A 22,504-nucleotide genomic window follows, 5' to 3' on the forward strand; every position below is an offset into this window, starting at 1 on the left:
AGATCAGCCGCACAGCGCCCGGGCGGCCTCGCTGAAGGCAGCCGCCGCCACTCGGCAGTCCGAGAGGGACACCGCCTCGGCAGTCACCACGCCCGCCCCGAAATCGCGCTTGCCCGGGCCGAACATGACGGTCGGGACCCCCAGTGAGCATCCGTACCCGGCGTCGAACGCGTTGCGGCTGTACATTGTCGGGAATCTGCCCAGCGCGCTCACCACCGGCGTCGCCGAGTCGACGAGCGCCGGGAACATCGATGCGCCGGCGGCGACGTCGAGCTCCGGCCACAGTCCGTCGAGATGACGGCGAAGTCCGTCGACCGCCTCGTCGGGACGCTCGCCGGGGAGCAGCCTGCGGTCCACCACGACGCGCACGGTCGACGGCAGGGTGTGTGGCGCGATCGGGTCGCACCGGAATTGGTAGGGCGTTGCGGTGGCCGGCCCCAGATCGGGATGCGGCGGTGGCAGTGGAGTGTCGGACAGCCTGGCCACCACGGCGGCGGCCGGTGGAATCGGGTTGCGGCCGAGCTCGGGCTGACTGGAGTGCGACGACGAACCCCCAACGGTGATCTCGACGTCGACGCGTCCCCGGTTGCCCAGGGACACCGCGAGGTTGGTTCCGAATGCCAGAATGGAATGCGCGACCCTGACCTCGAGGTCACCGTAGATGCGCCGGGATCCGTCGTGGCTGCTGCGCCCCTCGCAGTTGACCGTCAGCCACACCGCGCGCCGCAGCGACGTCAAGTCCCGCACGGCGGCCAGGGCTGCCGCCATCGGCCCCTTGTTCTGATTGGCGCCCTGTCCCACCACCGTCGGACCGGACAGGCCCAGCGTCTCCCCGTCGACGACGCGGCCCGCGTGCGGATCGGCCATCAGATTTCCGTGCTGCGACACGATGTAGGTCTGCAGCAGGAGTCCGTCAGCGGTGTCGGGCCCGAACCGTGCCGCGATGTCACCGCAGGGATGACGGCGGATCTCGTCGGGCCCGAGCGCGTCGATCAGGGGGAGTACCGCGGAGTCCACGGCGTGGTGCAGCCGGCTGTCGCCGGGCAGGATCTCGGTGGCGCCCGCGGGTACCGACGTGTCGGTGCCGACGAGCGTGAGCAGCGTGCTCTCCAGGTAGTCCGCCATCAACAGGCGGGCACCGGACCGCGGCGACGTTGCAGCTCGGGAAGCAACGTCTGCTCGGCCAGCGCCATCTGCTGCGGCTGATCGAATGACGCGAACCGCAGGATCGGGAGGTCCAGACCCCGCTCGAGGTACTGGTCGATTCGTGCGAGCACATCGTCGGGAGTGCCGAAAGCTCCCCAACGGTCCAGGATCTCGTCGCTGCTGTCCATCGAGTAGTAGGTGTCGAGAAACCGTTTGCCCTCCGCCCGTGCCGCGGCCCGGTCATCGCCCAGGTTGATCATCAGGTGCGCCGACGACGTCATCGCCGACGCATCGCGCCCGGCGGCGTCCGCGGCGGTACGGATCTCATCCCACTTGCGGCCGAACTCCTCGGGTGTCGTCACCGCCGTCTGCCAGCCGTCGGCCAGGGTGGCGACGCGCTCGATCGCGGCGCGGTACCGGCGTTCGGGCATGCGGGCGGGGTCGGGGTTGCTCGCAATCCAGATGGGGCAGGGGTCCTGAATGGGCTTGGGTTCCAACGAGACTTCGGGAAACGACCAGAACTGGCCGTCCCACGACGTCGGGCCGTTCCACAGGGCACGCACCAGCCGGATGCCCTCTTCGAGACGCGGTACGCGCTCGCGGCTGGTGATGCCCGCCGCTGTCAGCTCGGCAGCGGCGTTGCCCCCGCTGCGTTCGGTCGTCGCACCCAGGCACACCGCGAGCAGTGCGCGCCCGCCCGAGAGCACATCGAGGCTGGCCCACTGTGCGGCGAAGACCACGGGCTGGCGGAGCGGGAACGTGGCCAGGCAGCACACCCCGAGCTTGACCCGCTCGGTGCGGGAGCTGATGGCGGCCAGGCTGGCGACCGCCTCCACCCTGGGCTTGGCGATGAGGCCGTCTCCGACCCAGACCGAATCGAAGAACTCACCTTTGTCGGCGAACTCGGCCAGCTCCAGCATCTCCGAGACACTGATGGCGCCGAACAGGATCCCGCGGTTGGGCAGGCTGAGGCCGATCCCCTTCATGATGCTCCTCCGTAGTGGTCAGCAGACACCGACGTAGCCGTCCTTGCGCCGGTCGGAGCCGCCCGTCAGTCCGGTGTCGGTGCGCAGGATCATCTGTGCACCGCCGCATTCGAATCGCGGCAGCTCGGTGAACAGGTGCCCACGGCGGGCGAGTTCGGCTGCCGAGACATCGTCAAATCCCGCCTCCAGCCCGATCGTCCGGCCCTGCATGACGCGGAACCGCGGCGCGTCGACGGCCTGCTGGGCCGTCATGCCGCGGTCGATCACGTTGCGCAGGATCTGCAGCTGTCCCTGGGGTTGCATGAACCCGCCGACCACGCCGAGGCAGCCCCGGAACCCGGTCCCGTCACCCAGCATTGCCGGGATGATGGTGTGGTAGGGGCGCTTACCGCCCTCCGGGCGGTTGGGGTGGCCGTCGCGCAGTGTGAAACCGTTGCCGCGATTGTGCAGCAGAACGCCGCTTCCTGGCGCCATCACCCCGGAACCGAAACTCTCGTAGAGGCTCTGGATGAGGGAGCAGGCCGCACCCTCCCGGTCCACCACGCACACGTACACCGTGTCCGACGGCACGCCGGGCGCTCTCGCGTCCGACGCCTCCGGACCGATCTGGTCGCGCAGCTTCGACAGCCGGTCTTCCTCCAGTAGGTCCGCCACCGGTACGGGACCGAAATGCGGATCGGCGACGTGGTCGGCGGCGTCGCCGAACGCAATCTTGAGGCACTCGATCAGGTGATGATCGGCCTCGCCCTGAGAGGTCAGCGGCAGATCCTGGTAGAGACGGGCCGCCTCCAGAACCACGACACCCTGTCCCGGCGGCGGCATTTCGTAAATGTCGAGGCCGCGGAACTGGGCCGAGATCGGCGTGGACCATTCCGGGCCGCCCCAGCCGCTGAGATCGGATGCGCTCAGCGGCCCGCCCAGTTGCTGGACCGCGTCGACGAACCCGGCGGCGATGGCCCCCGTGTAGAACGGCTCGTGGCCGTCGTTGACGTAGCTCTCCAGTGCGTCGGCGAGCCCTGGGTTGACGAATGTCTCGCCCGCCTGCGGTACCTGACCGCCCGGCAGGAACACCTCCGCGGCAGCGGGATTGCGGCGTAACTTGTCCGCGCCGAGTTGCCATTCCTCGGCGATGATGGGGGCCACGGTGAAGCCCGCGCGCGCCGTCTCGATGGCAGGGTGCAGGAGACGCCGGCTGCCCAGGCGGCCGTATCGATCGAGCAGTGCGGTCCATCCCCAGGTGGCGCCGGGGACGGTGACGGTCCACGGCCCGTCGGGCGGCATGGCGTCGAATCCCTGCTCCCGCAGCGCCTGTACGGTCATGCCGCCGGGTGCACCTCCTGCCGCGGCCAGCCCGACCGGTTCGTCGGCGCCCGGCTCCCAATACAGCGCGAACAGGTCGCCGCCCACGCCGGTCGACCGCGGGTCGACGACGGTGAGCATCGCCGCCGCCGCGACCGCAGCGTCGGCCGCTGTGCCACCCTCGTCGAGGACGGCGACCGCGGCGTCGACGGCGAGCGGATGGCTGGCGGCGACCATGCCCGTGCCCTGGGTCATTTGGCGCCGGACACTTCGTTGATCACGTCGAAGTCGACCATTGAGGGATCGGCGGGTTGGTTGTACTCACCGAGTGACTGGAAGAACGCGTCCATACCGGCCCAGCTTTCTGCAGACAACGGTGCGGTGCCGGCCTTCGGGTAGAACGACGCCTCGCTGTAGTACTGATAGATCTGGGGCAGGAAGTCCTCACGTACGTCGGGCAGTTGCTCCTTGACGGCGGCGGTCCACGCGGCCTCGTCCTGGTAGAACTCGTCGTAGGCGGTCTGCACATTTGTCAGGAAGTCGACGACCCGGTCCCGATTGGACTCAAGGAACGTGCCGGAGGTGACCCAGACGGTGTTGAACGCGCTGGCGCTGTCACCCTTGAGGTCGCTCCAGTCCCCGAGGACGGTGAACTCGCCCTCGTCCTGGAGTGTCAGTACGTCGCCGAATTCCAGTGCGGTGGCGTCGATCTGCTGACCGAGCATGGCCGCGGCCCGATTGGGTGACTCCGGCAGCACACTCCAGTTGATCTGGTTCTCCAGATCGGGACCGGTCTGCCGGGCGAGTTCGCGCGGCAGGGTCTCGGTGGGCGAACCAGGTCCGTGATAGGCGACGCGGGCGCCGGCGAGGTCACCGATGTTTTGGTACTGCGACTGCGCGACGAGCACGAACTCGGGGATGACCTGGCTGACGTAGACGATCTTGACGTCGATGCCGCTCTGCGCTGCCTTGATGGCCGACGCGCCGTCCATGTTGCCGATGTCGAAGTTGCCGTTCTGCAAACCGGCGACGACGGCGCTGTCCTCGTTGAGCGCGGTGATCTCGGCGCCGGCCTTCTGCGCACCGAGGTAGTCGGCGATGTCCGCGGGGTCGAGGTCCGAGGCGAACGCCACCTTCAGCGGCGCTGTCGAGTTGTCCTGCGAGCCTTCGCTGCCCGACGAACAGCCCGCGAGGGCCAGCGCGGCCACGGCCACCACCGCGCCGATACGTGTGAACTTCATGATGTTCCCTTCTGGTCGACTGACTCTGTTAAGCGTGGATGCCGCGGTGCCACGGCATGAGACGGCGTTCGAGGACCTGCACCGCGGCCGCGAGTGTCACGCCGAGCAGTGCGAGCACGATGACCCCGACGAACACTTTGTCCGTGCGGTAGTAGTTGGCGGCGGTGCTGATAAGTCCTCCGAGCCCGGTGACGGCGAACAGCAGCTCGGCGACGACCATGCCCTTGACGGCGCGCGAGATGCCCATCCGGAGCCCGGCGAAGATGTAGGGCAGCGAGGCGTAGGACACCACCTTGGTGAACAGCTGAAAGCGGCTGGCGCCGAATGCTCGTGCCGCGTCGACCAGGTTGCGGTCGACGTTGCGCACCCCGGTGTAGGTGCTGATGAGGATCTCGAATACGCAGAACAGGAAGACGGTGACGGTGCGCGCCGTGAATCCCAGACCGAACCAGATGATGAACATCGGGACCAGTGCCGCGGTCGGTACCACGTAGAGCGCCGATACGAAAGGATTGAGCGTGCGACCGGCCGGCCCGTACCAGCCCATGAAGAAACCGACGGCGATTCCGACCACGATCGCCAGGCAGAAGCCCACCAGTAGTGAACTGAGACTGTCCAGCACGGCACGCAGGAGCTCGCCGGTCTCCCACATCTCCCAGAAGGCACCCGGCAGCTTCGAGGGCGGCGCGAGGAAGAAGTCTCCGACGATCCGTCCCGCGATCTCCCAGACTGTCAGGACCACCACGACGAGGACCACCTGAACCAGGCGTTCCCAGTTGAAGACTTTGCGCTGCACCAGTTGTGCGGTGGTGATTCGTTCGCGCTCGATGACTGCAGGCATGCTTGTCCGATCGGGTGAAGGGGAGGGTTACAGGAGTTCTTCCAGGCGGGTGCGCAGTGCGCGGGCCGCGGGGTCGTTGATCAGCTCGGTGCGAGACCGCGGACGGTCGATCGGGACATCGACGTCGGCGCGTACCTTGCCGTCCGACATCACCACGACGCGGTCCGACAGCAGCATCGCCTCTTCGATCGAGTGCGTCACGAACAGCACCGACCGCTTCTCCTGGCTCCAGATGCGCATCAACTCGGTTTGCATGTGCTGGCGGGTAATCGCGTCGAGCGCGCCGAACGGCTCGTCCATGAGCAGCACCTGCGGCTCGAGCGCCAGCGCGCGGGCTATCCCGACGCGTTGCTGCATACCGCCGGACAGCTCACCCGGGTAGTGATCGAAAAACCCGGCGAGTCCGACCAATTCGAGGTACTTATCGGCGCGGGGGCGGCGCTCGGCGCGCGGGATGCCGGCGAACTGCAGCGATTCGATGATGTTCTGCCGCACGGTGCGCCACGGCAACAGCGACGGCTGTTGGAACACGACGCCGCGGTCGGTGCCGGTGCCGGTGACCGTCTTACCGTTGACCTCGACACGACCGGCCGACGCAGGAAGCAGTCCGGCGATCACCTTGAGCACCGTGGTCTTCCCGCAGCCGGACGGACCAACCAGGGACACGAACTCCTCCGGGCGGACGGCGAGGTCGACACCGCTCAGCGCATAGGTGCGGACGATCTCCCGCCCACTGATCCGTTCGTAGACCTTGGTCAGGCCCGCGATCGTGATGGCGTCTGTCGCGACGGAGGACTCCACGGTCGCCGGTGCCATACCAGCTCCTCTCGGTATGTTGTATACAGAGAGTGGACCACCGGAGTGTTTCCTGAGTATTTCGTGCGAGTTTACTGTGTGCGTCTAATGTCGTCGGCGTCAGGCGGTTGCGGTCTCGGCTGCCGCCCGGCTGCGGTACATGTCGGCGGTGGCCATCGTGTGGGCCCGCATCAAGGTGGACGCGTGCGCAGCATCCCGGGCTCGCAGCGCGTCGATGATGCGCCGGTGCTCGTTCCACGACGCCATGCCGCGCACATCGGCAACCGACGAAAAATACCAGCGGACACGCTTTTTCATCATGGAGAGGGTGGAGTGCAGCATGCCGTTGCCCGACCACTCGCTGATCCGGTCGTGAAAGGCCGAGTTGGCCGACACGATCCCCTGCACGTCGCCCGACTCGACTGCGCTGACCCCCTCGCGCCAGATCTCCTCAAGGACGTCGAGCTGCTCGGCGGTGACCCGGCTGGCGGCACGTTCGGCGGCGTAGGACTCCAGCAGCGTCCGCATGTCGAAGAAGTCGTCGATCTCGTCAGGAGTGGGGGCGTGCACGTAGGCTCCGGTGCGGGGGTGGATGTCCACCCAGCCGGTACGGGCCAGCATGGTCAACGCTTCTCGGACGGGGTTGCGACTCACGCCCAGCGCGGCGGCGAGCTCGTTCTCCAGCAGGCGCTCTCCGGGCTGCAGCACCCGCCGCACGATCAGGTCCTCGAGCGTCGAGTAGACGCGTTCGCGCAGTACCGGGCCCTGCTGGATGGCCGGAATCGACTGTGAAGCAGTCTCACTGGCTGCCAACGCCGACCTCCTCCGCTCGGCGGGCCGGTGTCCACCGCGAGACGAGTTCGTCCGCCGTCGTCACCAGTCCGAAGTGCTTGCCCACTACGCGGACCGACGCATCGTGTGCCGCTTGGGAGTACGACGCCGCGCAGTCCTGCACAAGCGTGACATAGAAATCGTGAAAAAGGCCGTCGCGAAGCGATGATTCCACGCAGACCTCGGTGGCGACGCCGGCGAACAGAACCGAGCCGACGCCCAGCGACCGCAGGGTGAGCGACAGGTTGGTGCCGACGAAGGCCGAGAAGCGATTCTTGATGATCACGTGGTCGCCGAATGCTGGTGCAACGCCGAAGAATTCCGCACCCCAGCTGCCGGTCCTGCAGGTGACCCCGGTGCGCTCGGTGCCGTCGCCGTCGCCGAGGCGGCCCAGCCAGGCCGGGCTGTCGTTGGACGGATCATGCACGGTGCGCACGAAGACTACCGGGATCCCGGCGCCTCGGGCGGCCTCGATGAGCCTCTGGAGCCGTGGCACCATCGCGTCGATAAACTGCAGGTCGAAGCCATATCCGGCGGGCAGCGATCCCTGCGGACTACAGAAGTCGTTCTGTACGTCGACGACAACGAGCGCGGCATGACCGGGCATGTGCCGGTCACTCTCGGAGAGCCGAACCACAAGTTCCTCCCGGGTGTACTGTATACAAGACCGTAGCAGCCAGGGCGTCGCGGCGCAGCCCGTGACGGGGCGGTCCGCGATGATGTCGCCGAGAAGTCCCTGGCGGCAATGATATCCGGCCTTGGTGGGCCTCGCCTTGTAGCCAGGCGCCGTCCGGAAGGCGCGCTGAGCGGACCATGTCCTCTTCGCCACTCGGGTACTGCAGTGGTGGGACAGCGCGTCACACGAGGGTGCGTAGCACTGCCAGCGCGTCGTCGACCTCGGCCTCGGTGGTCGACCACGAGCAGACGAACCGCACCACCGGCACGCCGACGTCGGGCTGGTGCGCGAGGTAGTGCTCGGCCAGGCCGCGATGACTATGCGCGTCGAGCTTGACGAAGATCTCGTTGGATTCGGCCGGGGCCGCCAGCTGCAGGCCGAGTGCCTCCAGCCCGGTGCTCAGGCGTCGGGCCATCGCGTTGGCGTGCGCCGCGTTGCGCAGCCACAGGCCGTCGTCGAAGAGCGCGGTGAACTGGGCGGCGATGAACCGGTGCTTGCTCGCCAGATGGCCGATCTGCTTCTGCACGAACCGGATTCCGTCGAACTGCTCTGGACGCCGGACCAGGACCGCATCACCGAACAACATGCCGTTCTTCGTGCCGCCCACGCTGACGATGTCGGCGTCACCGATGGCCTCCAGCGGCGAGACGCCGAGTGCGGCAATGGCATTGGCAATGCGGGCGCCGTCGATGTGAACGAGGAGCCCGAGGTTGTGCGCGCAGTCGACGAATTCGCGCAGGGCGGCGGCCGTCCACACCCTGCCGTTCTCCGTCGACTGGGTCACCGACACGATGCGCGGTTGTGAGTGGTGCACCGCGCTGCGGCCGAGCACCCTGCGCTCCAGCTCCTGCGGAGTGATCAGCCCGTCGGCGCTCGCCAGCCTGGTGAGCTGGGCGCCGGAGAGTCGGACCGGCCCGCCGGCCTCGTCGACGAGGACGTGGGCGACGTCGCTGCAGAAGATCTCGTGCCACGGCCGGACCGCCGACGCGAGCGCGATGATGTTGGCCGCTGTGCCGGTGAAGGCGAAGAGCACGTCCGCATCGGGGGAGTCGAAGGCGGCCCTGATGGCATCGACGGCGTGCGCGGTCACCGGGTCGTCGCCGTAGGAGGGCGCCGGCCCGTCGTTGACACGGTTGAGGGCTTCGAGGACCAACGGGTGCGCCGGCGCGGCGTTGTCCGAGGCGAAGGCGGAGGACGGCACGCCCCCCATTGTGCACTCGTCGCCGAACCGGGCGTGAGGGTCGTGATCTGCGGCCATATCGCGACCGGGAATCTCAGTTCGGCGCGTGGGTGGCGAGCCAGGTGAAGAACTCGTCGGCACAGAACACCGGCTTGCCGTACTCCTGCGCCTTGCGGGCCTTACCCGACTGCGTGCCTGCCTCGGCCGTCACCAGCACGTCGCAGCGGGTCTTGGTCACCGTCTTCACCGGCACCAGCCCGGCCGCGGCGGCCAAGAGCTCCATGTCGTCGCGCTCGACGATCCGGCCCGCGGGATCCTGGGCCGTGCCGGTGAAACAGATGCGCGCACCGGAGGTCAGCACCCCGTCGATGTCGTGCTGGACGAGAAGATCTGCCCCGGTGAGGATCTCGACACCGAGAAGTTCTTCGGCCGCCTGCAACCGGGACACCACGTCGTTGGTCAGCTGCACCCGGCCCGCCGCCGCCCGCAGCTGATCGGCGACCGACTGCCGCGCCGCGGCCTCCCAGCCGGTGTCGTCGGCACGCTGCGGTGCCGCCCCGCCCAGCAGTACTGCGCCGACGTCGCGGCTGATCCGCATCAGCGCCGACAGGCCCGGCAGGTGATCGGCCACCGGTGTCGCCACCGTGGAATCCCGGCTGACCAGCAGCCCTGCCGCCTCGACGGCTTCGGGTTCGTCGAAGGCCGACGAGCCGGCCTCCGCTTCGGTGACCCGGTGGGCGTCCAGCGCCGAGCGGGCCCGCTCCAGCGCGGTGCGGCCCTGGATACGGGTACCGCGCAGTTCCACTCCCAGCGGCATCGTCGTCACATATCCGAGCCGCTTGAGCTCGAAATCGAGCAGGCCCAGCTGCTCGTCCACGCCGACACCCACTGGCGTGCACCCCGCCAGCATCGGCGCGATCACCGCCCACGCCTCCCGCAGCGTGGGTGCCAACAGCACGTCGGACACCGTGATGCCGAATGCTGTTCGCGCGTCAGCGAGATCGCGCTGCGGGTTGATCAGCGTGGTCACCGCGGTGCCGTCGTCGAACGCCACCGCCAGCTCGACGGGGCGGGGCCGCGACATGCGGCCCTCGTCGCCGACCGTCAGCATGCCGATCGCGCAGTACCGCCGCGCGCCGGAGTCGCCCGCCGGGGTGCGCAGGAAACGTGCGATCCGGCGATCCGTCTTCAGATCCTTTGGCAGCACAGGTCTTTTCAGCACCAGCCCAGCCAGCGACGTGCACCGGCTCAGCGCCACGTACAGCTGACCGGTGGAGAACATGCCTCCGGTGAGGTCGACGACCACCCGGTCCAGCGTCTGCCCCTGGCTCTTGTGGATCGTGATCGCCCACGCCAACTTGAACGGCAGCTGCGTGTACGACCCGACCACCTCCCGGCCCAGTGACGCGCCCGAGGCCACCGGCCGCGTCACCTCCCACGTGAACGGCGAGACGTCCGCGCTCGTACCGTCCGGGAATTCGACCTCGACGACGGCGCCGTACCGGTCGTAACCCACTCCGGCGACGCGGCCGACGGTGCCGTTGACCCAGCGGTTGCCCTGGTCGTTGTTGAGCATCATCACCTGCGCGCCGACCTTGAACCGCAGTGTCTCCTCGACCGGTGGGTCGAACAGCGCCAGGTCACCCGAGGCCTTCGCGTGGTGCACCATCTCGTCGCCGGGGAGCCGCTCCAGCTGCTGGCGGTTGCGGGCCGTGACGAGTCGGTTGGTCGGCGCCAGCGTCAGCCAGAACTCGTCGTCGGGTGGGACGAAGTCCTTGTCGGCGCGCGCATTGAGCTGCTCCTGGGCGTGCCCGAGGAGCACACCTTCGCGGATCTCGTTGAGAATGGCCGTCATCCGGTCATCGCCGAGCTGACGGAACACCGTCGTCAGCGACACCGTCGGGAAGTCGTCGCGGTGGAACGAGCGAGCCGAGAAGAAGTACGGGGTCTCGTAGGTGGTCGTGAAGTAGCCGGCTTCGTCCTCGCGGACCACCGGCGGCAGCTGATACAGGTCGCCGACCAGCACGATCTGGACGCCGCCGAACGGCGTGCCCGGGGCAGGCCCGAATCGCTCCAGGGCCGCGGCGACCATGTCGAAGACGTCGGCACGCACCATCGACGCCTCGTCGATGATCAGCGTCTGCAGCGAGGCCAGCGTCTTGGTGAACCGTCCCGGCCGGTACTCTCCGCGCCGGATCTCGTCCAGCGTCGTCGTCGAGCGGAAACCGAACATCCGGTGGATCGTGTAGCCGTCGACGTTCAGCGCGGCGATACCCGTCGGCGCCACCACGACCACGTGGCGATCGGTGTCGGCCATGAAGCGGCGGATCAGCGTCGACTTGCCCGTGCCTGCCTTGCCGGTGAGGAATACGTGCCTGCCGCCGGCCAGCAGGTCCAGCGCGGAGCGGAACTCCTCGGTCAGGACGAAGCCGGGCATGGACGCCCAGATTACGCGCGGCCTGCTCATGCGGTGGCGCCTGAGGGTAGGGCAGGATGGGCAGCTGTGACATCGCTGAAAATGGCCGGGATGGCCGCCCTCATCGGCTCCGCCGCGCTGCTCACCGCCGCCCCCGCGGTCGCCGATGACGAAACCTTCCTCGAAGTCCTCGACCTGATGGGCGTTCCCGTCGCCGAACCCGCGTCAGCGGTGGAGATGGGACTGGCGGTGTGTGCAGGCCTCGACGGGGGTCAGCCGCTGCAGACCGTCGCCGACGGCATCGCTGCGGCCAACGGTCTCACCCCCGAACAGTCCGGCATGGTCGTCGGCGCCTCCGTGGCGGCGTACTGCGATCACCACCGCGCCCTCGTCGGCGGCTGACGCTCAGTCGCCCGAGCGGCTCGCGCGCCAACTCCGCACGCCGCGGCGCACGGCGAACGCACCCAGCACCGCCGTGACACACCAGACGACGATCGCCGTGACGGCCAGCGGTGCGGAGAATTCACCGATCGACGCGCCCAGCGCGGTGTACACGAACGCCCGCGGTGCCGAGCCGATCAGCGCCCCGGCGGCCATCTGCCACATCGGCACGCCGAACGCCCCGAAGGCAAAGGACGCCAGGGCGTCGGAAATGCCGGGGACGAAGCGCTGCAGCACCACCGCCCACAGCCCGCCGCGCTGGATCATCCCGTCGATGCGATCCGAGCGCTGCGACCCCAGCAGCGCCCGCGCGCTGTCCCGCCCGGCTCGGCGGCCGGCGTAAGCCGAAATGAGCGCGTTTCCGACCGTCGCGCCCAGCGTGACGAAGGTGCCCAGCACCGGCCCGAACAGGAACCCGCTGCCCGCCGCCAACAGCGGCCCCGGCACCAGCAGGGCGCCCAGGACCGCCGACACCACCACGTACGTCAGGGGCGCCAGCGGGCCCGTCGACTCGATCAGCCGACGCACCGCGTCGATGTCGATCACCCGCTCGATTGCTGTGAAATAGAACAGCACCGTCAAAACCGCGACGACCAGCGCCAGCCGGACCAGCGCGCGCCGTTTCGAGTTTTCGGGAACACCGACGGGATCAACCATGGCAGAACAATCCTGCCGCACCCCGTTAAGTTGGCAGACGTGAGTGTGACGCCGGGGGATCTGACAGGAACGGAACGGGCGGTGCTGCTGGTGCTGATGGCCGAATCGCGGCCGGTACCCAACCCGGAACTGGCCGCGCTGGGCCCTGCTCTGGACAAACCCGGCCGAGACAAGCTCAACAGCCTCGGTCTGATCGAATCCGAGCGTGTCGGAAACAGATTCGTCCACGAGCTCACCGACAGCGGCTGGCGACTGTGCCGCGATCTCGTCGATGCAGGACCGCCGCCTCGCTCGACCGGTTCGGCAAAGACGGTCTACACCGTGCTCGGCGCCCTCGGCCGGTACCTGAGCCACGCCGACCTCAGCCTGGCCGACGTCTTCGGCGTCACCGAGTCGTCCATGGCGGCGTCCACCACCGAGGACCGAATCCGCGACGCGTACGGGCGGCTGGCACCGCGCCCCGGTGGCTGGGTCTCGCTGACCCGGCTGCGCGCCGAGTTGGACGTGCCCCGCACCGACGTCGACGCCGCGCTGGTCGCGCTGCACCGCGCGCCGGGCGTCAGCGTGATCCCGCAGGAAGACCAGAAAGTCCTGACCGCCGAGGACCGCGCCGCGGCCGTCGTCATCGGGGATCGGGCCAAGCACCTGATCGCGATCGAGGCGTGATGGACGCGCTCCACCGGGATGCGCTCGCCTCGCTGCGGCTGACGTGGGCACCGACGTCGGACGACCTGTGGCGACCCCAGGCGGCCACCCACGTGACGGGCCTCAACGAGCACGCCGTCGACGACGTGATGGATGCGTTCGGCGACGCGCTGCGCGTTGAGACGTCCAATCCGCTGGGAGTCGTCATCCGCGGCCCGGCGGGATCGGGCAAGACCCACCTGCTCGGCCAGATCCGCGAACGCGTGCAGGCCGACGGCGGCTTCTTCTTCGTCGTCGAACTGCTCGACGCCGCCAGCTTCTGGCAGTCGGTGCGCAGCGGCATCCTGGAGAGCCTCGGCCGCCCGGGCGCTCAGCGCGAGACGCAGCTGAAGGACCTGCTGTGGGAGCTGTCGTCGCTGGCGCACGTCTCGCGTGCCGATCGCCGGGCCATCATCGGTGACGACGACCTGGACGCCGAGACGCTCTACCGCTTCATCAAGGCGATGTCATCGGCCGCGAAAGAGACTGTGCGGCAATGTCATCAGACGCTGCGCGCGCTGGTACTGCTGGGGTCCAACGACTTCATCGCCCACGACATCGGTGAGGGCTTCCTGCAGGGCAGTGAGGAGTTCAGCGTCGAAGAGCGCGGCCCGTGGGGATTGCGCGCGGCGCCGGCGTCGGCGCAGGAGTGCGTCCGCGACATCACGCGTCTGGTCGCGCTGGCGGGACCATCGCTGCTCGCCGTCGACCAGATCGACACGCTGCTGGCGCAATCGCTGGCAGGGACTGCCGGAGACGGGGTACTCGAGCAGGTCGCCCACGGGTTGATGTCGTTGCGGCAGACGACGCGGCGCACCGTGCCGGTGGTAGCCTGCCTGCCCGCGGTGTGGGAACACATTCAGGACCGCGCCGCAGCCAGTGTCGCCGACCGCTTCCGGATGACCGGCGTGCTTACACCGTTGCCCAGCGCCGACGTCGGCCGCGCCATCCTGGAGCGCAGGTTCGCCGCGAGCTACGCCTCAGCAGGATTCACGCCGCCGTATCCGAGTTGGCCGCTGGCGCCGGCGGCGTTCGAGGAGGCGCCGTCCTACACGCCGCGCCAGTTGCTGATCCGGGCCGACACCCACGTGCGGGAGTGCCTCAAGCACGGCGACGTCGTCGAGCTCGAACGCTTGAGCGCCGATGCGCAGCCGTCATGGGAACCGCGTGACGTCGACGGAACAGCCTCGGCCTCTTCGGCTTTGGACCGGCGGTTCGCCGAGTACCGGCGGCGGGCGGTGCCCGAGGCAGCGGTGGCGCACGACGGCGAGGACATCACGATGCCCGAGCTGCTGTCGGCGGCGTTGCGGGCATGGATCACCGAGCGTGACGGCGAGAGCACGTTCGTGTCCGATCCGCCGCCGGGGACCCACGTCATGCTGCACGCCCGGCTGCGCGAAAGCCTGGACAGCGACACCGACGACGAGCGGCACTGGGCGTTCCGTGCCATCGCGGCGACCAACGCCAGCGCTGCCCTGAGCCGCATACGGAAGGCGTTGACGGCCACCGGGTTCACGTCCGGATCGGACCGTCGACACCTGTTCCTGCTGCGCAACGCGCCGTGGCCGAGCGGTAGGACCACCGCTGCGGAGATCGACGCATTCCACGCGGCCGGCGGGCGTACCCTGCCGCTGTCGGAAGATGACGTGCGCACCATGACGGCGCTGCGGGACCTGATCAACGACGACGATCCCGAACTGCCCGCGTGGCTGAGGGCCCGCAGACCCGCCCACGGGCTGAGGTTGCTGGCGGACACGCTGGCGGCCGACGACGACGCGCCCGAGCCCGTGGCCGTCGTGGCAGACGACGAGCCAGAGTCTGCTCCTGAACCCGTCGCCGACTACACCGTCTCCGCGACGGAGATACCCCTCGGTCTGGATCTGACAACCGAAGAGCCTGTGACCATTCCGCTGTCGGCGCTGCGTAAGCATGTCGCGATCTTCGCCGGCTCCGGGTCGGGCAAGACGGTACTGATCCGCCGCCTCGTCGAGGAGTGCGCGCTCCGGGGCGTGTCGTCGATCGTGCTCGATCCCAACAACGACCTGTCCCGGCTGGGGACGGCGTGGCCGCAGCAGCCGTCCGGATGGCGGCAGTCCGACGACGCGCGTGCCGACGACTATCTGACCAACACCGATGTCAAGATCTGGACGCCGCGCCGAACCAACGGCCGCCCGCTGTCGTTCCAGCCGCTACCCGACTTCTCCAGCGTCGTCGACGATTTTGACGAGTTCACCGAGGCTGTGGAATCGGCATGCGAGGCGCTGGAACCGCGGGCCCTGATATCGGGGAAGACACAGAAGGCCACTCGTGCTCGGGCTGTACTCCGGGAAGCGTTGCAGCACTTCGGCAGAACATCGGAGCCGACGCTCGGCGGGTTCATCCGGTTGCTCGCCGACCTGCCCGAGGACGTCAGCGACATTGCGGGTGCGCATGAGATCGCCGGTGACCTGTCGCAGAACCTGCGGGCGGCGATGGTCAACGACCCGATGTTCGGCGGCGGCGGTACGCCCGTCGACCCGGGAGTGCTGCTGACACCGTCCGACGGACACCGCGCCCGGGTATCGGTGATCAGCATGATCGGTCTGTCCTCGGACGACCAGCGGCAGAGTTTCGTCAACCAGCTGCAGATGGCGCTGTTCGCCTGGATCAAGCGCCATCCGGCCGGTGATCGCCCGCTCGGCGGCCTGCTCGTGATGGACGAGGCCCAGAACTTCGCGCCCGCCAAGGGATTCACCGCGTGCACCCGCAGCACGCTGGCGCTGTCGTCGCAGGCCCGCAAATACGGCCTCGGCCTGGTCTTCGCGACGCAGGCGCCCAAGGGCCTCAACCACAACATCCCCGGAAACGCCGCCACGCAGTTCTACGGGCTGCTGAACTCACCCGCCCAGATCGACACGGCCCGCGAGATGGCCCGCGCCAAAGGCGGATTGATCGATGACATCAGCAGGCTGCGGGCCGGCAACTTCTACGTCGCGACCGAGGGTGAGTCCTTTCACCGGGTCGTCGCTCCGTGGTGCCTGTCCCACCACCCGGCGAGTCCACCGTCAGCCGAAGACGTGCTCGCCCTGGCGACTTCGGCGTGAGAGGAGCTCGACTGTGTCCCATCGTTACGTCGTGATCGGTGCCGGTGCCATCGGCGGGACCATCGGCGGCGTGCTCGCCCGCGCCGGTGCCGACGTGGTGCTGGTGGCCCGCGGCGCGCATGCGCGTGCCCTCGCCGACAATGGTCTGACGCTGCGCACCCCCGACGGCGCGTTCCAGATCCCGGTCTCTGTCGCCGCGGCTCCGGACGAGGTCCGCCTGACGGCCCGCGATGTCCTGGTGTTCGCGACCAAGACCCATCAACTGGACGCTGCGCTGCAGGAGTGGGTCGACCGGCCGGTGTTCGACGGCGACGCCGCGGTGGGCAGCGCAGGTGAGGTACTGCCTGTCCTGGCGGCCCTCAACGGCGTTGTGGCCGAGGACAAGGCGCTGCGCTTCTTCGCCAGGGTCTTCGGAGTGTGCGTCTGGATGCCTGCCGCCCACGTCACACCCGGCGAGGTGATCACGAAGTCATGGCCGGTGGCAGGACATTTCCACGTGGCACGCTGGCCTGCCGCCCTGGCGACGCCTGAGGACCGTGCGCTGCTCGAGGACATCGCCGCCACCTGGACGCCGGCCGGCATCCTCGTCGCGCTCCCGCCCGACGTCGCACCGTGGAAGTACAACAAGCTGCTGAGCAACCTCAGCAACGCCGTTGTCGCACTGACAGGTTCGGAGCGCGACGGCGAGGTCGCCACTGCGGTCAGGAACGAGGGCGAGGCGGTGCTGGCGGAGGCCGGCATCGAGTACGTGTCGTTCGAGGTGTCGACCGCCGCTCGCGCACAGGGCCCGACGATGCGGCCGGTGGCCGGCGCCGAGGAGGTGATCTCGAACTCGACGTGGCAGTCCCTGGCCCGCCGCAGCGGCAGCGTCGAGACCGATTTCCTCAACGGTGAGATCGTGCGCATCGCACACGGGTGCGCAGCTGCAGCGCCGTTGAACACGGCCCTGGCCCGGTTGGCCAGGGACACCGCGCATTCCGGCCGCGGCCCCGGGGAGCTCGCTGAACACGAGCTCGCCAAGCTGCTGGGCCTGACCGATGGTGCCGCCACCGAGAGGGACTCATGAGCGCTCGTGATCAGGTATTCGTCACCGCCGCCGAGTTGGCGCGCAGGCTCGACGCCGGTGAGCCCATCACCCTGCTGGACGTCCGGTGGTCACTGCCCCAGCCCGACGGCACCGCGGCCTACGCGGCAGGCCATCTGCCCGGGGCGGTGTACGTATCGCTGGACGATGAACTCACCGACCACAGCGTCGACGGGCGCGGCCGCCACCCACTACCCTCCGGATCTGCCCTGCAGGAAGCGGCGCGGCGCTGGGGTGTCCGTACCGGGGTCCCCGTCGTGGTCTACGACGACTGGAACCGCGCAGGGTCAGCCCGCGCCTGGTGGGTGCTGACCGCGGCGGGCATCGCCGATGTCCGCATCCTGGACGGCGGCCTCGCTGCTTGGAACGGTGAATTGGAGACCGGCTCAGTGACTCCCGAGCCCGGCGACATTGCCGTCGCGCACGAGGACCTATATGCCGGGGCGCGCAGCGCCGTCACTGCAGACGAGGCCGTCGACTCGCCGGTACTTGTCGATGCCCGCGCACCCGAGCGCTACCGCGGCGACAACGAGCCCGTCGACACGGTCGCAGGGCACATTCCGGGCGCGGTGAACGTGCCGAGCACCAGCCTGCTCACCGCCGGCGGTGCCCTGCTGCCGGACGCCGACCTGACCGACCTGTTCAGCGCCAGTGGCGTGCGACCCGGGGCCGCCGTCGCGGCGTACTGCGGATCGGGCGTGACGGCGGCGGTCGTCGTCGCGGCGCTGGCGTCGGTGGGCGTGGATGCGGCGCTGTTCCCCGGGTCGTGGTCCCAGTGGAGCGCAGAACCCGGCCGCGAGGTGGCACGCGGCTGACGTTCTCTGGCGATTTGGGCGTGCCAGGGGGCGCCAGCGGCAACCCAGCACGCCGAAATCGCAGAAAGAATCGCGGCGATTGCATTGCTGTCGGGACGCCCCGCGATCGGGAAGGATTGCCGGGCGGCGCAACTCGGCGCCGCGCACCCCGGGAAGGCGACTCGACTGACCACCTCGCGAGAAGCCGAGACCCTCGCAGCTGACGTGCTCGTGATCGGCGGCGGACCCGCGGGCACGTGGGCGGCGATCAAGGCCGCGGAGGCCGGTGCCGATGTCATCGTCGCCGACAAGGGGTACACGGGCGCCAGCGGCGCGACGGCGTCGGCCGGGACGGGAGTCTGGTACGTCGACGACGTTCCCGAACTGCGTGAGGCCGCGATGGCCAAGCGTGAACTGATCGGTGGCCACCTCACCGACCGCCGCTGGATGAGCCGCGTCCTGGACGACACGATCGTGCGGATGGACGAGCTCGCGCGGATCCAGCGCTACCCGTTCCCCGTCGACGAGAACGGCACCCAGATCCGCGAGGACCTCCAAGGTCCGGAATACATGCGACGCCAGCGGATTCGGCTGCAGCGCCTAAGTGTTCGCATCCTCGACCATACGCCCGCCCTGCACCTGCTGGCTGATCGCGACGGCACCGTCTCCGGCGCGGTCGCAGTCCGCCGCGCCGACGGGACCCGGGTGAGGATCACCGCGGGGGCGGTTGTGCTGGCCACCGGTGGGTGCGCGTTCCAGTCGAAGACCATGGGGTGCGACACCGACACCGGTGACGGCGCTCTGATGGCCGTCGAGGCCGGTGCGGTGCTGTCGGGCATGGAGTTCTCCAACGCCTACGCGGTGGCACCGAAGGACACGTCGATGACGAAGAACGCCTACTACGCGTGGGCGTCGTTCTACCGTGCCGACGGCTCCTTCCTCGAAGCCCCGGGCGCTACCAAGGACCGCAGGCTCATCGCGCAGACCCTCCTGGACGAGCCGGTGTACGCCCGCCTGGACCGGGCCGCCGAGTCTGACCGCGCCACGATGCGCACCGGACAACCGAATTTCTTCCTGATCTTCGACAGGCTCGGCATCGACCCCTTCACCGACCTCTTCGAGATCACGCTGCTGTGCGAGGGTACGGTTCGCGGCACCGGTGGTGTGCGCATCGCCGGGAATGACTGCGCCACTGATGTTCCCGGGCTCTATGCGGCGGGTGACACGGCCACGCGACAGCTGATCGCGGGCGCCTACACCGGTGGTGGCGCGCACAACGCGTCCTGGGCCGCCTGCTCGGGAGCGTGGGCAGGCCGCGGTGCCGCCGACTTCGCCCATACCAGGGGACGGCCGCCGGAGCGGCTGACCGACGTGGGTGGCCTGGGGGTGGCACCGGAAGCGCTGCCGGAGGTTCGCCGCCTGTCGACGGCCTACGAGATCAACTACCTACGCCATGCCGACCGGCTGACGCCCGCGCTCGCCGAGCTCGACACCCTCTGGGGGACGGCGCGGGCCGGAACGGGGCTGCGTGCCCGCGAGACTGCCGCGATGCTGGCGCACGGCCGGTGGATGTATCACGCGGCACTGCGCCGTACCGAATCCCGCGGCATGCACCAGCGATTCGACTTCCCCGACATCGATCCAGCGCAGCAGCAGCGGCTGGTCACCGGCGGCCTCGACGAGGTGTGGACCCAGCCCGAGTCACGCTGGCTGGCCGACCGGGAGCGCGCCGCATGATCGAAATCGTGGACGCGGATCGATGCATCACCTGCGACCGCTGCATCGAGGTGTGTCCGACGAGGGTCTTCGACCGCGGCGAGGACGGGATCCCGGTGATCGCCCGCCACGACAGCTGCCAGACGTGCTTCCAGTGCGAGGCGTACTGTCCGGTGGACGCGTTGTTCGTTGCGCCCCTGGTGTATCCCGTGGCCGACGACTCGCGCTTCCGCGACGTCGACGCCCTGCAGGAAGCCGGCCTGATCGGCGGCTACCGGGCGGTGTTGGGCTGGGGACGAGGCCGGTCGCCGGGCGCCCGCAGCGCGGTGCAACCCCAGGCGCCGCACTAGGTCACGGCTGCGGGTCGTCCCGGTCGTAGTTCCGGAACGACGGCGTGCGGCGCGTCAGGAACCAGACCACCAGCAGTATGGCAATGCCGCCAGCGACCAGCGGGCTCCAGATCGCGAACATACTGGCGACCGCGCCGGTGACCACATCGCCGACCCGCGGACCGCCGGTGACGATGATCGAAAAGATGCTCTGAACGCGACCCCGCAGGGCGTCAGGCACGGCGGCCTGCAGAATCGCCCCGCGGAAGATCGCGGACACCGCATCGGCGGCGCCACCGATCGCGAGCGTGATCGCAAGAGCAGCGATCGCCACGGTGTTGGTCCCAGAACTCGGACGAATCACGGCAAGGAGCAGGATCACTCCCGCAACGGCGATCGTCGCGGCGTAGATGTAGGACACCACGATGATCGCGACGCCCTGACGTCGCACTGTGCCCGTCCACCCGGAGAACAGGGAAATAAGCACCGCGCCCGCCGCGAACGACGCCGACAGCACGCCGACAGTGGTCACCCCGCCACCGAGGGTCACCGCCCCCAGCGCGGGGTACAACACACGGGGCTGGGCAAGCGCCATCGCGAACAGGTCGATCGTCAGCGCGAAGCGAATGTTGTCTGCACGGCGCAGGTAACCCAGCCCGTCGCGGACCGCGCGCAGAGCCCCCACCGCGGCAGCGCGGGTCTCGTCGAGCGGGCGCAGCGCAGGCAGCGCCCACACCCCGAGAAAGGCCGCCGTGTGCAGCACGGCGTCGATCAGGAACGCGGCCTGGAACCCGCCCGCACCGACCGCGGCGGCACCGATCAGCGGACCGAGCGTCGCCATCAGACCCATATTGATGCCGTTGAGTGCGCCTGCGGCAGGGAGCAATTCGCGGGGCAGCAGTCGCGGGATGATGGCGCGCCTGGTGATTCCACCGACGGTGCCCGCGACCGCGTTGACTGTCGCCGCCGTGTACAGCACCCACAACGAACTACCGCCGACGATGGCATGTACGGCCAGCACGACGATGGCCAGCCAGGAGATCACCGAGGCGATCATCGCCACCCATCGGCGGTCGAATCGGTCGGCCAGCGTGCCGCCATAGAGGCCGAGAATGACCATGGGTCCCAACGCGATACCGGCGATCAGCGACACGGCGAAGGTCGACGATGTGATGGCATAGACCTGGAGCGCGACCGTGACGACGGTCATCTCCTGGCCGATGCTGCCGAGCGCCGTACCGAGCCAGAGCCGGGTGAAGGCCCGGCTGTGGCGAAATGGTGTCAGATCGAGAAAGACACGCCGCTTCCCCGTTCGTTCGGTCGGCGGCGTCACCGCACGAGGGAGCGGGCCGGATCGGCTGCCCACTCGGAGGCAGACCCGACGTACAGGCGGGCCCGCACCCCGAGCACGGCCAGCACGAAGACCTCCAGCGCCGCCGCCACCCCGGTGCCGCAGTATGCCGCCGGCTCCGCGCCCGTGGGTATCCCGAGACCGGCCACGCGGTCACGGAGCTGTTCATCGGGTAGCAGAAAGCCCGCGGCGTCGAAGAATTCGGCAACCGGTGCGCTGCGGGCTCCCGGGATGTGCCCGGCCCCTGCATCGGTGGGATGGGTGAACTTGGCGGCCGGCCGTGCGTCGAAAAGCAGGCCGCGCTCAGCGAACGACGGCACCTCCCCGATCTCCACCACCGGCAGCCCACCGGGGCGAATCGCGAAGTCGCTCTCGGGCCGGACGTCACCCGGCTCCCCTGACTCGAGCGCGCCGGTCCAGCCGTCGACTCCGCCGTCGAGCAGTCGCACCGAGTCCACGCCCGCCCATCGCAACAGCCACCATGCCCGCGCCGGGGCGGGGGACCGGGCAGATCCGTAGATGACGACGGGCGTGCCGGTGTCGATGCCCCAGCGCCGCAGGGTTTTCTCGAATTCGGCAGCGCCGGGCAGCGGGCGCTTTCCATTTCGTCCCGTACTCGGTCCGGCGAGATCGGCGTCGACATCCACGAATTGCGCCCCGGGCAGGTGGGCGCTCAGATAAGCCGCCCTGTCGGCATGATCGGCCGGCATCGCATGCCGTACGTCGAGCACAACCGTCTCGGGTCGTCGGGTGAGCCATGCGGTCAGCTCGGCCGGGCCGATCAGGTGGGCGGAGCGGGCCGCCTCACTCATGTGTGTCCTCCATCGTCGATCACGAATTATGTTTCATAACATTGCCCAGGGTCGATGAGGCCGAGAAAAAATACGCGTGACGCGAACTCCTCATCCGCAGCGTACGGCAGGTATCGGTACTTATTCTCGCGGTAAGAGAAAA

20 protein-coding genes are annotated in these 22,504 nt (G+C 68.9%); 7 read left to right on the top strand and 13 right to left on the bottom strand.

Annotated features, from left to right (window positions below; genetic code table 11):
* Nucleotides 1–3: 3 nt before the first annotated feature.
* The 10 genes from EL337_RS04595 to EL337_RS04640 all read right to left on the bottom strand — a co-directional run bounded on the left by EL337_RS04595 (nucleotide 4) and on the right by EL337_RS04640 (nucleotide 11,432).
* Entirely contained in the window at nucleotides 4–1,125 is a 1,122-nt protein-coding gene (locus tag EL337_RS04595) for a peptidase dimerization domain-containing protein (protein WP_048634091.1), read from the bottom strand.
* Complete coding sequence (locus tag EL337_RS04600; RefSeq protein WP_048634092.1) at nucleotides 1,125–2,132, bottom strand: LLM class flavin-dependent oxidoreductase; 1,008 nt, start codon at nucleotides 2,130–2,132, stop codon at nucleotides 1,125–1,127. The genes EL337_RS04595 and EL337_RS04600 overlap by 1 nt, the downstream gene beginning before the upstream one ends.
* A gap of 18 nt (nucleotides 2,133–2,150) precedes the next feature.
* A complete protein-coding gene (locus tag EL337_RS04605) occupies nucleotides 2,151–3,686 on the bottom strand; it encodes a gamma-glutamyltransferase family protein (RefSeq protein WP_232786869.1) in 1,536 nt (511 codons plus the stop codon).
* Nucleotides 3,683–4,672 (bottom strand): ABC transporter substrate-binding protein, encoded by a 990-nt coding sequence (locus EL337_RS04610; RefSeq protein ID WP_048634093.1) that lies wholly within the window; start codon nucleotides 4,670–4,672, stop codon nucleotides 3,683–3,685. Before EL337_RS04610 ends, EL337_RS04605 begins: the two co-directional genes overlap by 4 nt.
* Before the next feature lie 28 nt (nucleotides 4,673–4,700).
* On the bottom strand, nucleotides 4,701–5,513 hold the full coding sequence (locus EL337_RS04615; RefSeq protein ID WP_048634094.1) for an ABC transporter permease: 813 nt from the start codon (nucleotides 5,511–5,513) through the stop codon (nucleotides 4,701–4,703).
* A 27-nt stretch (nucleotides 5,514–5,540) separates the two neighbouring features.
* The gene (locus EL337_RS04620; protein ID WP_048634095.1) at nucleotides 5,541–6,329 is read right to left on the bottom strand and encodes an ABC transporter ATP-binding protein; all 789 of its coding nucleotides are present in this window, start codon (nucleotides 6,327–6,329) and stop codon (nucleotides 5,541–5,543) included.
* 99 nt (nucleotides 6,330–6,428) lie between these two features.
* A complete protein-coding gene (locus EL337_RS04625; RefSeq protein WP_048634096.1) occupies nucleotides 6,429–7,121 on the bottom strand; it encodes a GntR family transcriptional regulator in 693 nt (230 codons plus the stop codon).
* Nucleotides 7,108–7,968, bottom strand: coding sequence for a cysteine hydrolase family protein (locus tag EL337_RS04630; RefSeq protein WP_235666612.1), 861 nt, complete (start codon nucleotides 7,966–7,968; stop codon nucleotides 7,108–7,110). Before EL337_RS04630 ends, EL337_RS04625 begins: the two co-directional genes overlap by 14 nt.
* A gap of 28 nt (nucleotides 7,969–7,996) precedes the next feature.
* Nucleotides 7,997–9,025: a threonine aldolase family protein gene (locus EL337_RS04635; protein WP_109860189.1), complete on the bottom strand. Its 1,029-nt coding sequence runs from the start codon at nucleotides 9,023–9,025 to the stop codon at nucleotides 7,997–7,999.
* A 64-nt stretch (nucleotides 9,026–9,089) separates the two neighbouring features.
* Nucleotides 9,090–11,432, bottom strand: a complete 2,343-nt coding sequence (locus tag EL337_RS04640; protein WP_048634098.1) for an AAA family ATPase — start codon at nucleotides 11,430–11,432, stop codon at nucleotides 9,090–9,092.
* 66 nt (nucleotides 11,433–11,498) lie between these two features.
* Between EL337_RS04640 and EL337_RS04645 the strand changes: the two genes are divergently transcribed.
* Nucleotides 11,499–11,813 carry a DUF732 domain-containing protein gene (locus tag EL337_RS04645; RefSeq protein WP_126316495.1) on the top strand — a complete coding sequence of 105 codons (315 nt, stop codon included), beginning with the start codon at nucleotides 11,499–11,501 and terminating at the stop codon, nucleotides 11,811–11,813.
* 3 nt (nucleotides 11,814–11,816) lie between these two features.
* Here the strand turns inward: EL337_RS04645 and EL337_RS04650 are convergent, their stop codons facing one another.
* Nucleotides 11,817–12,509 (bottom strand): TVP38/TMEM64 family protein, encoded by a 693-nt coding sequence (locus EL337_RS04650; RefSeq protein WP_048634100.1) that lies wholly within the window; start codon nucleotides 12,507–12,509, stop codon nucleotides 11,817–11,819.
* Nucleotides 12,510–12,548: 39 nt separating this feature from the next.
* On the opposite strand from EL337_RS04650, the gene EL337_RS04655 reads away from it, so the two are divergent.
* The 6 genes from EL337_RS04655 (at nucleotide 12,549) to EL337_RS04680 (ending at nucleotide 20,220) form a co-directional block, all read left to right on the top strand.
* Complete coding sequence (locus EL337_RS04655; protein ID WP_048634101.1) at nucleotides 12,549–13,175, top strand: hypothetical protein; 627 nt, start codon at nucleotides 12,549–12,551, stop codon at nucleotides 13,173–13,175.
* Nucleotides 13,175–16,276, top strand: coding sequence for a helicase HerA domain-containing protein (locus tag EL337_RS04660; RefSeq protein ID WP_048634102.1), 3,102 nt, complete (start codon nucleotides 13,175–13,177; stop codon nucleotides 16,274–16,276). The genes EL337_RS04655 and EL337_RS04660 overlap by 1 nt, the downstream gene beginning before the upstream one ends.
* A gap of 31 nt (nucleotides 16,277–16,307) precedes the next feature.
* Nucleotides 16,308–17,342, top strand: a complete 1,035-nt coding sequence (locus EL337_RS04665; RefSeq protein WP_235666613.1) for a ketopantoate reductase family protein — start codon at nucleotides 16,308–16,310, stop codon at nucleotides 17,340–17,342.
* The gene (locus tag EL337_RS04670; RefSeq protein ID WP_048634104.1) at nucleotides 17,339–18,175 is read left to right on the top strand and encodes a sulfurtransferase; all 837 of its coding nucleotides are present in this window, start codon (nucleotides 17,339–17,341) and stop codon (nucleotides 18,173–18,175) included. Before EL337_RS04665 ends, EL337_RS04670 begins: the two co-directional genes overlap by 4 nt.
* Before the next feature lie 165 nt (nucleotides 18,176–18,340).
* The gene (locus EL337_RS04675; protein ID WP_048634138.1) at nucleotides 18,341–19,891 is read left to right on the top strand and encodes an FAD-dependent oxidoreductase; all 1,551 of its coding nucleotides are present in this window, start codon (nucleotides 18,341–18,343) and stop codon (nucleotides 19,889–19,891) included.
* A complete protein-coding gene (locus EL337_RS04680; protein ID WP_048634105.1) occupies nucleotides 19,888–20,220 on the top strand; it encodes a 4Fe-4S dicluster domain-containing protein in 333 nt (110 codons plus the stop codon). The genes EL337_RS04675 and EL337_RS04680 overlap by 4 nt, the downstream gene beginning before the upstream one ends.
* A gap of 1 nt (nucleotide 20,221) precedes the next feature.
* Here the strand turns inward: EL337_RS04680 and EL337_RS04685 are convergent, their stop codons facing one another.
* Complete coding sequence (locus tag EL337_RS04685) at nucleotides 20,222–21,532, bottom strand: MFS transporter (RefSeq protein WP_048634106.1); 1,311 nt, start codon at nucleotides 21,530–21,532, stop codon at nucleotides 20,222–20,224.
* Nucleotides 21,529–22,362 (bottom strand): sulfurtransferase, encoded by an 834-nt coding sequence (locus EL337_RS04690; RefSeq protein WP_048634107.1) that lies wholly within the window; start codon nucleotides 22,360–22,362, stop codon nucleotides 21,529–21,531. Before EL337_RS04690 ends, EL337_RS04685 begins: the two co-directional genes overlap by 4 nt.
* Nucleotides 22,363–22,504: the final 142 nt, after the last annotated feature.

The organism is Mycolicibacterium aurum, from assembly GCF_900637195.1.
Taxonomy (GTDB): domain Bacteria; phylum Actinomycetota; class Actinomycetes; order Mycobacteriales; family Mycobacteriaceae; genus Mycobacterium; species Mycobacterium aurum.

What these genes read in the sequence shown, in the direction of transcription:
- EL337_RS04595 (WP_048634091.1), bottom strand. Translation starts at nt 1,125, where the DNA reads ATGGCGGACTACCTGGAGAGCACGCTGCTCACGCTCGTCGGCACCGAC.
- EL337_RS04600 (WP_048634092.1), bottom strand. Translation starts at nt 2,132, where the DNA reads ATGAAGGGGATCGGCCTCAGCCTGCCCAACCGCGGGATCCTGTTCGGC.
- EL337_RS04605 (WP_232786869.1), bottom strand. Translation starts at nt 3,686, where the DNA reads ATGACCCAGGGCACGGGCATGGTCGCCGCCAGCCATCCGCTCGCCGTC.
- EL337_RS04610 (WP_048634093.1), bottom strand. Translation starts at nt 4,672, where the DNA reads ATGAAGTTCACACGTATCGGCGCGGTGGTGGCCGTGGCCGCGCTGGCC.
- EL337_RS04615 (WP_048634094.1), bottom strand. Translation starts at nt 5,513, where the DNA reads ATGCCTGCAGTCATCGAGCGCGAACGAATCACCACCGCACAACTGGTG.
- EL337_RS04620 (WP_048634095.1), bottom strand. Translation starts at nt 6,329, where the DNA reads ATGGCACCGGCGACCGTGGAGTCCTCCGTCGCGACAGACGCCATCACG.
- EL337_RS04635 (WP_109860189.1), bottom strand. Translation starts at nt 9,025, where the DNA reads ATGGGGGGCGTGCCGTCCTCCGCCTTCGCCTCGGACAACGCCGCGCCG.
- EL337_RS04640 (WP_048634098.1), bottom strand. Translation starts at nt 11,432, where the DNA reads ATGCCCGGCTTCGTCCTGACCGAGGAGTTCCGCTCCGCGCTGGACCTG.
- EL337_RS04650 (WP_048634100.1), bottom strand. Translation starts at nt 12,509, where the DNA reads ATGGTTGATCCCGTCGGTGTTCCCGAAAACTCGAAACGGCGCGCGCTG.
- EL337_RS04660 (WP_048634102.1), top strand. Translation starts at nt 13,175, where the DNA reads ATGGACGCGCTCCACCGGGATGCGCTCGCCTCGCTGCGGCTGACGTGG.
- EL337_RS04670 (WP_048634104.1), top strand. Translation starts at nt 17,339, where the DNA reads ATGAGCGCTCGTGATCAGGTATTCGTCACCGCCGCCGAGTTGGCGCGC.
- EL337_RS04680 (WP_048634105.1), top strand. Translation starts at nt 19,888, where the DNA reads ATGATCGAAATCGTGGACGCGGATCGATGCATCACCTGCGACCGCTGC.
- EL337_RS04690 (WP_048634107.1), bottom strand. Translation starts at nt 22,362, where the DNA reads ATGAGTGAGGCGGCCCGCTCCGCCCACCTGATCGGCCCGGCCGAGCTG.